Genomic DNA, 11,539 nt, shown 5'->3' on the forward strand with positions numbered 1-11,539 from the left:
AAATATGGAGAATAAAAGAACTTGTCTTTATGACAAACACGTGACATTAGGTGCTCTGATGCAGCCTTTCGGCGGCTTTGATATGCCGATTCAGTATACATCCATCGTTGATGAACATAATGCCGTACGTCAGCATTGTGGTGTTTTCGATGTATCTCATATGGGAGAAGTATATATTACAGGAGAAGACGCCGAGCATTACGTTAATCATATTTTCACTAATGATGTGACCAATGCTCCCAAGGGACAAGTTTTCTATGGAATGATGCTGTATCCTGACGGCGGAACCGTTGATGATCTGCTTGTTTATAAGATGGATAAAAACGAGTTTTTTCTTGTCATTAATGCAGCTAATATCGACAAAGATGTAGCCTGGATGCGCCAAAATACAGAGGGATTTGATGTTGCCCTTGACCATTGTTCAGATTATTACGGTCAGCTGGCCATACAAGGTCCCGAGGCGGAAGATATCGTTGAGAAAGTGCTGAGCATACCTTGTAAAGACTTAGTATTCTATACTGCTAAGACAATTGACAGTAACGGCGAGGCTGTAATTATCAGTCGAACAGGTTATACTGGCGAAGACGGATTTGAGATTTATGGTTCACACGGATTTATCCGTGCACAATGGGACAAGTTGATGGCCGATGGGCACTGCAAACCATGCGGATTGGGGTGCCGCGACACATTACGATTTGAAGTCGGATTACCGCTCTATGGCGATGAACTCAGCAAAGACATCACTCCTGTAATGGCGGGGTTGGGAATGTTTTGTAAGTTGGACAAACCTGATTTTATCGGTAAAGAAGCCCTTGTTAAACAGAAAACCGAAGGTTTCAGTAAAAAGTTAGTGGGTATTGAACTGAAAGATAGGGCTATTCCGCGTCACGGCTATCCTGTATTCAAGGATGGAAAGCAAGTTGGCGAAGTTACAACAGGCTATCACTGCTTATCCGTTGATAAAAGCGTTTGTATGGCATTGATCGACTTCGAATATTCAAAATTGGGTACAGAACTTGAAGTCCAGATTCGAAAAAGGGCTTTCTCCGGCATTGTTGTCAAGAAGAGATTCTATGACAAACACTACAAAAAGGACTGATAAAGCTGCCCAAACAATTACAAAATACCGATTTTCACCATAATAAAATAAGATGTATCGTACCGTCGGAAATTCTTTTAATATCATAATAGATGAAAATTCTTACCGGAGATCCTTTTTTACCGTACGGCATAATATCTTTATTGGAAATTCTTTTGAGACATTACGGCAAGGGAATGGAGCGAAAATCATTGATTTTGACAATATAAAAGACCAAATTAAAACGTAAATCATCATAATTAAAACAATTGATATAATGGCTAAATTTATGGAAGGACTCTATTATAGTGAGTCACACGAATATGTACGCGTAGAAGGCGATCAGGCTTACATCGGTATCACAGACTTTGCACAAAATGCTTTGGGTAATATTGTTTATGTGGATATGCCCAACATTGATGATGAATTAGAATCCGGCAACGACTTTGGAGCAGTGGAAAGCGTAAAGGCTGCCAGCGATCTGACATTGCCTGTGAGCGGAACCGTCATTGAAATCAATGAGGCTTTGGAAGATCAACCCGAGCTCATCAACCAAGATGCCTTTGCAAACTGGATAATCAAGATTAAACTCTCTGACAAGACAGAACTCGACGAACTGATGAATGCAAAGGATTATGAGACTTTCTGTAACAAGTAATGTATCGTGGAGAGTTGGACAAATGAACGAATGGACGAGAAATTGTCGTACACACTCTCTTATTCATTTGTTCACTTGTTTACTTATCCACTCGTTCACTTGCCAACTCATCAATTAGACGAATATTATGCAATACAAATTCTTCCCACATACGCAAGAAGAGATTACGGAAATGCTTAATTGCATCGGCATGAAGTATTTGGAGGACCTATATGCTGAAGTACCTAAGAGTATCCGTTTCGGTCGAAACTATAACCTACCCGAGGCGAAAAGCGAGATTGAAATCAGACAACTCTTTGAGAATCTTGGTCAGAAGAATCGGCAATTGACTATATTTGCCGGAAACGGTGTGTATGATCATTACACGCCCTCCATTGTTCCCAACTTGGTGGAACGTTCTGAATTCCTGACCAGTTATACGCCCTATCAAGCCGAAATATCGCAGGGAACGCTGCATTATATCTTTGAATATCAAAGTATGATGACCGAACTGACAGGAATGGAAATTTCTAATGCATCTATGTATGACGGCAGTACGGCTACGGCTGAAGCAGCTTTGATGGCTGCAGCATCAGCTAAAAAAGCTAATACGGTGTTAGTCTCTGAGACCGTTGATAAGAAAATCCTCAACGTAATCAAGACTTATGCCTCCTTTCACGGGGTATCTATTGAGTTGATTGTGGAGAAAAGGGGTGTTACTTTGCGTGAAGCACTCAATGCAAGATTAATCGAAGGCGGCGTGGCCGGCGTCATCGTACAGCAACCCAATCGCTTCGGAATCATCGAGGATTATACAGGCTATGCCGACATTTGCCACGAACAGAAAGCGCTCTTCATAATGAACAGTAATCCGGCAGATCTTGCTCTGCTGAAAACACCAGGTGAATGGGGAGCCGACATTGCCGTAGGCGAGGGGCAATCGCTTGGTATTCCGATGGCATTCGGCGGTCCTTATGTGGGCTATATGTGCTGTACGGAAAAGATGATGCGTAAAATGCCGGGCCGAATCGTTGGTAAAACTGTCGATAAAAACGGGCAACGCGTTTTTGTTTTGACGCTTCAAGCACGCGAACAACATATCCGTCGCGAGAAAGCTACATCCAACATCTGTTCCAACGAGAGTCTGATGGCTCTGTTTGTCACTATTTATATGAGTGTTATGGGCAAGCAAGGATTAAAAGATGCAGCACAAGCATCCTATGACGGAGCACACTATCTGTGCAACGAGTTGGTCAAGACGGGCCGCTTCACATTGGCCTATGAGCGGCCTTTCTTTAACGAATTCTGTGTCAAATTTAACGGCAACGTAGACGCTTTGCAGAACAAGTTTTTGGAGAACGGTATTCTTGGTGGCGTGAAAGTGGCAGAAGATACGATTATGTTTGCCGTTACCGAGAAACGAACCAAGACTGAGATCGACAGACTTGTAGAATTGTCCAACATTTAATCAGCAATCAAATGAACAATAAATTATATGGAAATTTGATCTTTGAGTTATCTCATCCGGGGCGAAGAGGATATTCCTTGCCGAAAAACGACTTCGGTAACAACGAGTTGCCATCGGCAATGCGCAGAGCGAAAGATGCCGAACTTCCCGAGTGTGATGAAATGACTGTTGTGCGCCACTATACCAATCATAGTGAAAACAATTTCGGCGTGAACAATGGTTTCTATCCTTTGGGCAGTTGTACGATGAAGTATAATCCCATCATTAATGAGGAAGTAGCAGCCTTGCCACAGTTTCAGAATCTTCATCCACTACAACCAGCCGAAACTTGTCAAGGTGCATTGGAAGTATATTACAATCTGCAACAGGCGCTTTCTGAATTATCAGGCCTGAGTGAGTTCACGTTGAACCCGTTCGCAGGTGCTCATGGAGAGTTGACCGGACTGATGATTATCCGCGCATATCACCAAAGTCGCAATGACAACAAGCGTATTAAAGTGATCATTCCCGACTCTGCGCATGGCACAAACCCCGCTTCTGCTGCCGTATGCGGTCTTGAAATAGTGGAAGTGAAAAGTACACCGGAGGGCATTGTCGATGTAGAAGACCTGAAAAGGCTGCTTGATGACGGCGTGGCTGCAATGATGATGACCAATCCTAACACGTTGGGACTCTTTGAACAGAAGATTCCCGAGATAACCAAATTAGTACATGGTTGTGGCGGTTTGATGTATTATGACGGCGCAAACCTCAATCCCCTGCTCGGCGAATGCCGCCCGGGAGATATGGGCTTTGATGTAATGCACATCAATCTGCATAAGACATTCTCAACCCCTCACGGTGGCGGAGGTCCCGGAGCAGGACCGGTCGGTGTGAGAGAAGGACTCGAACAATTCCTGCCTTCGCCCAGAGTAATTAAAGAGAACGGCTGTTTCGTCATCCAGAAGAATAATTACACGCTTCCGGGAGAGACGACTCCGCTCGCGGTGGGTGCTTACCTCGGCAACTTCTTGGTTCTTCTGCGTGCTTATACTTACATTCTGACGCTTGGAAAAGAAAATATCAAGATGGTAGGTCCATTAGCAACGCTCAATGCCAACTACATCAAAGAGATGCTCAAAGATGTTTACGAACTACCCATCGAAGGCCTGTGTAAACACGAATTCGTGTTCGACGGTTTGAAAGACAAGAGCACCGGTATCACCACGATGGATGTTGCCAAGCGTCTTTTAGACTATGGCTATCACGCTCCGACGATTTACTTCCCTCTTTTGTTCCACGAAGCAATGATGATCGAACCAACAGAGAATGAAAGCAAGCAGACTATCGATGGATTCATTGAAGTGCTCCGCAAAATCGCCGAAGAGGCGATCGAGGAGCCCGAGACCGTGAAATCTGCGCCACATCACACACCGATCGGTCGTGTCGACGACGTGCTGGCAGCTAAACATCCGATAATGACTTACAAACAACTGGTCAATGACAAAGACTGATTTGCTTATCATCGGTAGTGGACCCGGTGGGTATCGTGCTGCCGAATATGCTGCAAAGAACGGTTTACAGGTAGTGGTAGTTGAAGAAGCTCAGGCCGGCGGAACGTGTCTTAACTGTGGATGTATCCCCACGAAGACACTTTGCCGCAATGCAGAGGTTTTCAGCGAGCTGAAAAGTGGTGACATTTACGGTCTCCCGTTACACTCACCATTACCTGAAATCGACTTCCAAAAAGTCATTGAACGCAAGCAGCAAATCGTTGAGCAGTTGCGCAGCGGTGTAGAAATGCTGATGTCCTTGCCGGGTATCACTTTTCTGCACGGGAAAGCACAGTTGAAAGGTGGTAAGACGGTTGTTGTAGGCGATGAAGAAATCACTGCCGACAACATCATTATCGCTACCGGATCACACGCCAAGATTCCGCCCATCGAAGGGATCGACCTGCCCAATGTGATCACATCGACGGAGTTGCTCGACATCAAGCATATCCCGCAACGTCTGTGTATTATTGGTGCCGGTGTTATTGGTATGGAGTTTGCCGGTATTTTCAGCAGCTTCGGTAGTAAAGTTACTGTCATCGAGTTTCTGAAAGAATGTCTTCCTACTCTCGACAGTGACATTGCCAAACGCTTACGCAAGACTTTGGAACGCAACGAGATCGAATTCTACTTGCAATCGGGTGTGAAGAAAATCGAGAAATCAGGTGAGAGCCTCTCTATTACTTTCGAGAAAAAAGGCAAAGAAACAACCATCGAGACCGATATCGTATTGGTAGCTACCGGTCGGGCTGCCAATATCGAAGGGTTAGGATTAGACGAAGCGGGCATTGCTTATGACCGTAATGGTATTACTGTGGATGAGAATATGCTGACAAATGTACCAGGTATCTATGCAATTGGCGATGTCAACGGACGACAGATGCTGGCTCACGCAGCTACATTCCAAGGTTTCCGTGCCGTGAATCACATTTTGGATAAGGCAGATAGCATTCGTTTCGACATTATGCCATCTGCAATCTTTACTAATCCCGAGGCTGGTAGTGTAGGAATGACAGAGGAAAACTGCAAGACCAACGGCATCGAGTATAAGTGTTATAAAGGCTACTATCGCTCGAACGGCAAAGCATTGGCAATGAATGAGTCGGAAGGACTTATCAAATTAATTGCTGATACAAATGGACTGATCCTTGGTTGTCACGCTTTTGGTGCTCATGCAGCCGATATCATTCAGGAAGTGACTGTGCTGATGAATCGCGACACGACGATTGCAGCACTGCGAGACATCATCCATACACATCCTACCTTGGGCGAAATTCTGCAAGATATTGCTCTGATGGCATAAAGTCCGGTAAAAATAAGAACGGAGTAACACGGTTGAAACAACCCAATGTTACTCCGTTTTTTCGTACAAGGATCTCCATACTTATATGATTGTATATCAATAAGATAGAGATTCCGTTGTAATTAATGGTTAATTGTCTTGCAATTAACGGCGTTTTACACGATGAAAAATCGTTAAACGCAGTGCGATTAACGGTTTATTGTGCACAGGTTTACTTTGTCTGCTTTTACACAAATCGATAAAGCTCAATATGATGAAATCCGTTAAGGAAATCTTTCGCAGCCATACGCTTCTTACCCGATATTTGGAGTTCTGATATTTCCAATACGCCGTCACCTGTATTGATATAAAGATGTTTGTCTGCAACAAACATACTTCCACATACTCCGAGACTGCATCGATCCGCTTTGGCAGTCTTATAGATCTTGATAACAGTATCTTTTTGTTCTGCATTGACTTCATTGTGCATCACGGTCCACACACCAGGATAAGGAGTCAGTCCACGAACGAAATCATATATGCGTTTAGCCGACTGATTCCAATCAATCCGACACGTCTCATTAAATATCTTCGGTGCCGGTTTCAGCCCCTTATGTTCACATTGTGGCATCGATTTTACATTGCCGTCTGTACGAATCACTTCGTCAACTGTAACCAAACATAATGTTGCTCCAAGGCGCATCAAACCTTCGTAAACAAATTCAGCATCGGCATCGTCAGGTATATCGAATGTCCGTTGCATGATAATGCTCCCCGTATCGATGTCGTGATCCAAGAAGAACGTAGTGACTCCCGTCTTTGTCTCGCCGTTGATAATAGCCCAGTTGATGGGGGCTGCACCGCGATACTGGGGCAACAAAGCAGCGTGAACATTGAAAGTTCCGAAACGAGGCATCGCCCAAACTGCTTCGGGCAACATTCGAAAGGCCACAACAACCTGCAAATCAGCTCGATAAGTTTTTAATTCTGCTAAGAAGTTCTCGTCTTTCATCTTGACCGGTTGCAGAACTGGCAGACCGCGACTAATGGCAAACTCTTTGACAGGCGAGGCTTTCAATACTGACCCGTGACGGCCGACAGCCTTATCGGGTTGGGTGACAACGGCCACGACATTATACCCGCCGTCTACCAATCGGCGCAGAGACTCTACCGCAAACTCGGGTGTTCCCATAAAGACAATACGCAAATCTTCCTTTCTCATCGTCTGTTTATCTTAGAGTAAAAAGCAGTTTATTTCTTGCAAAGGTAGCAATAAATCTGTGAAAGTCAAATTTTTATTTTGTCATCTCTGAGATTTGCGCTACCTTTGTGACTCGCAATATAAATTGTTTAACGATGAATCAAGCAGAAGACATCAAGAATGCTGTTGCAGTTTTAAATAAGGGAGGCGTTATTCTCTATCCCACCGACACCGTTTGGGGTATCGGTTGCGACGCGACAAATCCCGAAGCCGTGTCCAAAGTGTATCAGATCAAGCATAGAGATGACTCAAAGGCGATGATCTGTTTAGTAGATTCCGATGCACGTCTGCAAAGATATGTGCGCGATGTGCCCAATGTTGCGTGGGATTTATTGGATTTAGCCACCAAGCCCACAACTGTTATCCTCGACAATGCCGTTAATCTTGCCCCCAATCTCATTGCTGAAGATGGTTCGATTGCAATGCGAATCACTAAAGAACCGTTCTCCAAAGAACTTTGTTTCAGATTTCAGAAAGCCCTTGTCAGTACCAGTGCCAATATCAGCGGAGAGCCTGCTGCAGCGAATTATGCGGATATTTCGCAAGAAATTATCGACGCCGTAGACTATGTTTGTTGGTCGAGAAGACAAGAACATAAACCTCACACGCCGAGTTCTATTATTAAATTAGGAATTGACGGCGAAGTAGAAATCATTCGAAAGTAACTAATCAACGATTTTATACAGCAAGAAAAGAAATGGAATCGGGCCAAGAGCTGCATATTACACCTATCCAACGGATCATTCAATGGCGCGAATCTCACGTCACCGACCGGCAGTTTATCATTCTGTTGTCGTTTTTTGTAGGTTTTTTTGCTGCCGTGGCAGCGTATGTCTTGCATTGGCTCATCCGGCAAATCCAGTATTTACTTACCGCAGGATTTGATATAACTACTTACAATTGGCTTTACCTCGTTTTCCCGGTTATCGGAATTTATATCACGTCACTCTTCGTCCGGTATATTGTTAAAGACAATATCTCACACGGAATCACACGTGTGCTCTATGCCATTTCGACCAAAAGGAGTCAACTGAAAGGACACAACTGTTGGAGTTCAGTCATCGCCTCGGCTATCACCATTGGCTTCGGAGGATCCGTCGGAGCCGAAGCGCCTATCGTACTCACAGGTTCGGCCATTGGCAGTAACCTCGGACAGTTCTTCAAGATGGACAACAAAACCCTGATGCTACTCGTGGGAAGCGGGGCCGCTGCCGCCATCGCAGGCATCTACAAGGCACCCATCGCCGGACTGGTCTTTACGTTAGAGGTTCTGATGGTCGACCTCACAATGGCCTCTCTGCTACCCATCCTCATCTCGTGTGTTACAGCCACGTGCTTCACTTATATCTTCACGGGCAGTGACTCACTCTTTACTTTTCATCTTGACGGCGAATGGCTCTTGGAAAGAGTACCTGCCAGCATTCTGCTCGGTATTTTCTGCGGTTTGATAAGCCTGTATTTCATTCGTGCAATGAATGCGTGCGAAGGAGTTTTCGCACGATTCAAGAATAAAATCTATGCCCGATTAGTCCTCGGAGGTATCGTTCTCAGTCTGCTCATATTCCTTTTTCCATCACTTTACGGTGAAGGATATTCGGCTATCAATATCCTATTGAACGGCAAGACCGAGACTGATTGGGACACCGTAATGAACAACTCCGTCTTCTATGGCAACAGTCATTTCCTTGTTGTCTATATCGGACTCATTATTCTTACCAAAGCTTTTGCCACATCAGCCACTAACGGCGGAGGCGGATGCGGCGGAACATTTGCTCCATCTCTGTTTATCGGCGGATTCAGCGGCTTTTTCTTTGCCCGAATTTGGAATATCAATCAAATCGGAGTCTACATCCCCGAAAAGAATTTCACGCTGCTCGGTATGGCAGGTGTAATGACCGGCGTGATGCATGCACCGCTCACGGGCATTTTTCTCATCGCAGAGCTCACCGGTGGATACCAGCTGTTTATGCCGTTGATGATTGTCTGCATCTGTTCTTATCTCACCATCAACATCTTCGAGCCGCACAGCATTTACGGAATGCGACTCGCCCGAGAAGGAAAACTTATCACCCACCACACCGATCACGCTGCACTCACCTTGATGAGTCTCGATAGTATTATCGAGAAAGACTATACGCCCGTAACGCCCGACCTTCTTTTGGGCAAGCTGGTACAGGTAATCAGTCGAAGCCATACCAATTTTATTCCCGTCATCAATCAAGGCAATACCTTGCTCGGAATCATCGATCTCGCGCAGATCCGCCACATTATGTTCCGCACCGAACTCTATCACAAGTTCACCGTAAGCCAATTGATGAAACCCGTCGACATTATCTTGGGTATCAACGACCCAATGGAAGACGTAATGAACAAGTTCGATCAAACCACGCTCAATTATCTTCCTGTTGTCGATATCAACAATCACATCATCGGCGTCATATCCCGTACGCGGATGTACACGATGTATCGGAAGATGGTCGAAGACCTTTCGGCAGAGTAGGGGAGCTGCAACCGACCCGGGACAGCAACGGTATACGCGTGTATTCAGGAATGACTTAGACAACCTAATCTTTATCAATAAATCTTGGATAACAAGACAATATGTGCCTGGAAACACCCAGAAATGAAAATTTATCATTAATTTTGCACGCAACAAGATAAAAATGCATTTAGGCAAAGCCGTTTATCTTTTTTACGACAAAGGTAGAAGAATGTATTTCAGTGATTAACAAGCAAGCACAGATTAAAAAGATGAAAAAAGTATTATTGGCAGTTATGTTGTGTGCTGTAGTGTCGGCGTGCAGCAAAGATGAACCGGAAAATAACGGGAAACAGCCCTCTAAGCCCGAACAGATGGAAACACAGGAGGTGAACGATGAAGACCTTTCCAAATATTTTGATTTGGACAAAAATCTCACAGTCCATCAGGCGTTGAAGAAGATAAAAGCCACGAGCGGCACAAAGACCATCAACGGGAAGACGTTCAGCATTACCGCCGTCGACGAAACGAACCGCAACGAACAAACGGGTACATTCACCGTAACAGTTATGGGCAGTATATCGGGAAAGCCGTTCAAGAAAACGATTTCCTTTGAAGGATTCGCACCAAAGCCTACCGATGAGGCGATGGCAAAACGTGTAGTAGCGACGTGGAAGAGCGACACGAACTATCAGAAAGACTTTGATTTCGACACGCTCTACCGACTCGGCAATACAGCGAAATTCACTACCGAATACCTCTCGAAGTTTATCAATTTCACGTCCTCCACACCCGACGGGAAGCACCATTACACTTTCACATCCGAAGACTTTGCTAAAACTGCTATCGGTAACATCCGATATCTCGCTGACGGAACTATCACCTTTACCGTTACCTACAACGGAATCAAAGGCAATACAGGCAGTGGCATAAACGGTGCTCCCTCGTTGCAGTTCGACAAAAACGATTATTACAGTCGGCAACTGTCTGTAAACGACAACTTGACCAAAACGCTGTATCTTCGCGGTGTATACGAGCATTTGGATCTCTTCTATGCCAATCTGCTGCCATACGACCAATCAAAATTCGTTCCTCGTATCAGTCACAAAGAAAAGAACGACACCGACAACACACTGCTGGTCACCATAAAACTTACTGCAAACGACGGGCGTGAAACCGAGCTGGCCGTATTTACCAAAACAATAACAGGTTTCAAACCCCTGTCTGATCTCAACACCGATTTGCATCTCGCAAGCAGTGCCGAATTAGGCGAACAGCTGGGTAAGAAATTCAGAAACACACCCGACGGCGACAAACTTTCACAGATGGGTACTGTTCCCGTGCAGACCTGGATAGAAAAGGCGCAGATGAGCATTCGCAGGAGCGGTAAGTCTATCGAGCTGTTGCCCCAAAAAGTGAAGACAGGCAACGGAAGCTCCATCATTACGGTATGGAAACCGACACAGAACATCGGTTCAGTGCTCGACCTGTATTTCGAGAATCCGAAATTCGAAGTATCGGAAGCTCGCAAAGAGGGCAACTTCCTGAAAATGAAATTAAGACTGAAAGCGATCAATGAGACAGCTGTAAAGGATGTAGAGTTGCCTTTGACGGTGCATCTGCTGAAACCGTAAACCGACTTTCCGCAGTATTACATTGCTAAATGGAAACAAGGTTTTAGGAGATACCTCCACACCTTTCAAACGAAAGGTCTATACCTTCCAATAAAAAGGTCCGAGCTTTTCATAAAAATCTATCATTTAGGTCTAAGTAATTGGCTATGAACAGCCTTATGAGTTATG

At 44.9% G+C, this 11,539-nt stretch carries 9 protein-coding genes; 8 read left to right on the plus strand and 1 reads right to left on the minus strand.

Translation table 11 applies throughout. The annotated features are described in order from the left end of the window. Positions 1-4: 4 nt before the first annotated feature. The 5 genes from gcvT to lpdA all read left to right on the plus strand — a co-directional run bounded on the left by gcvT (position 5) and on the right by lpdA (position 6,018). Positions 5-1,099 (plus strand): glycine cleavage system aminomethyltransferase GcvT, encoded by a 1,095-nt coding sequence (gene gcvT / locus RWY97_RS08075; RefSeq protein WP_314740474.1) that lies wholly within the window; start codon positions 5-7, stop codon positions 1,097-1,099. 256 nt (positions 1,100-1,355) lie between these two features. Beyond that, positions 1,356-1,736: a glycine cleavage system protein GcvH gene (gene gcvH / locus RWY97_RS08080; RefSeq protein WP_315566557.1), complete on the plus strand. Its 381-nt coding sequence runs from the start codon at positions 1,356-1,358 to the stop codon at positions 1,734-1,736. Between the two features lie 127 nt (positions 1,737-1,863). Continuing rightward, complete coding sequence (gene gcvPA, locus RWY97_RS08085) at positions 1,864-3,183, plus strand: aminomethyl-transferring glycine dehydrogenase subunit GcvPA (RefSeq protein WP_315566559.1); 1,320 nt, start codon at positions 1,864-1,866, stop codon at positions 3,181-3,183. An 11-nt stretch (positions 3,184-3,194) separates the two neighbouring features. Further along, complete coding sequence (gene gcvPB, locus RWY97_RS08090; RefSeq protein WP_315566560.1) at positions 3,195-4,676, plus strand: aminomethyl-transferring glycine dehydrogenase subunit GcvPB; 1,482 nt, start codon at positions 3,195-3,197, stop codon at positions 4,674-4,676. Continuing rightward, positions 4,663-6,018, plus strand: coding sequence for a dihydrolipoyl dehydrogenase (gene lpdA / locus RWY97_RS08095; RefSeq protein WP_315566561.1), 1,356 nt, complete (start codon positions 4,663-4,665; stop codon positions 6,016-6,018). Before gcvPB ends, lpdA begins: the two co-directional genes overlap by 14 nt. Positions 6,019-6,244: 226 nt before the next feature. On the opposite strand, the gene fmt is transcribed toward lpdA, so the two are convergent. Beyond that, positions 6,245-7,219 carry a methionyl-tRNA formyltransferase gene (gene fmt / locus RWY97_RS08100; RefSeq protein ID WP_315566562.1) on the minus strand — a complete coding sequence of 325 codons (975 nt, stop codon included), beginning with the start codon at positions 7,217-7,219 and terminating at the stop codon, positions 6,245-6,247. Positions 7,220-7,353: 134 nt separating this feature from the next. Between fmt and RWY97_RS08105 the strand changes: the two genes are divergently transcribed. The 3 genes from RWY97_RS08105 (at position 7,354) to RWY97_RS08115 (ending at position 11,371) form a co-directional block, all read left to right on the plus strand. Then, positions 7,354-7,923 carry an L-threonylcarbamoyladenylate synthase gene (locus tag RWY97_RS08105; RefSeq protein ID WP_314740483.1) on the plus strand — a complete coding sequence of 190 codons (570 nt, stop codon included), beginning with the start codon at positions 7,354-7,356 and terminating at the stop codon, positions 7,921-7,923. A gap of 32 nt (positions 7,924-7,955) precedes the next feature. Next, on the plus strand, positions 7,956-9,758 hold the full coding sequence (locus RWY97_RS08110) for a chloride channel protein (RefSeq protein ID WP_024992336.1): 1,803 nt from the start codon (positions 7,956-7,958) through the stop codon (positions 9,756-9,758). Positions 9,759-10,009: 251 nt separating this feature from the next. Beyond that, on the plus strand, positions 10,010-11,371 hold the full coding sequence (locus RWY97_RS08115; RefSeq protein ID WP_315566565.1) for a lipoprotein 17-related variable surface protein: 1,362 nt from the start codon (positions 10,010-10,012) through the stop codon (positions 11,369-11,371). Positions 11,372-11,539 lie beyond the last annotated feature (168 nt).

Origin of the sequence: Hoylesella pleuritidis (assembly GCF_963541955.1) — a bacterium.
In the GTDB taxonomy this organism is placed as follows: domain Bacteria; phylum Bacteroidota; class Bacteroidia; order Bacteroidales; family Bacteroidaceae; genus Prevotella; species Prevotella pleuritidis.

Excerpts from the sequence above, each read along its gene's own strand:
- RWY97_RS08115 (WP_315566565.1), top strand. The coding sequence starts at position 10,010 with ATGAAAAAAGTATTATTGGCAGTTATGTTGTGTGCTGTAGTGTCGGCG.
- RWY97_RS08110 (WP_024992336.1), top strand. The coding sequence starts at position 7,956 with ATGGAATCGGGCCAAGAGCTGCATATTACACCTATCCAACGGATCATT.
- lpdA (WP_315566561.1), top strand. The coding sequence starts at position 4,663 with ATGACAAAGACTGATTTGCTTATCATCGGTAGTGGACCCGGTGGGTAT.
- RWY97_RS08105 (WP_314740483.1), top strand. The coding sequence starts at position 7,354 with ATGAATCAAGCAGAAGACATCAAGAATGCTGTTGCAGTTTTAAATAAG.
- gcvPA (WP_315566559.1), top strand. The coding sequence starts at position 1,864 with ATGCAATACAAATTCTTCCCACATACGCAAGAAGAGATTACGGAAATG.
- gcvT (WP_314740474.1), top strand. The coding sequence starts at position 5 with ATGGAGAATAAAAGAACTTGTCTTTATGACAAACACGTGACATTAGGT.
- gcvPB (WP_315566560.1), top strand. The coding sequence starts at position 3,195 with ATGAACAATAAATTATATGGAAATTTGATCTTTGAGTTATCTCATCCG.
- fmt (WP_315566562.1), bottom strand. The coding sequence starts at position 7,219 with ATGAGAAAGGAAGATTTGCGTATTGTCTTTATGGGAACACCCGAGTTT.
- gcvH (WP_315566557.1), top strand. The coding sequence starts at position 1,356 with ATGGCTAAATTTATGGAAGGACTCTATTATAGTGAGTCACACGAATAT.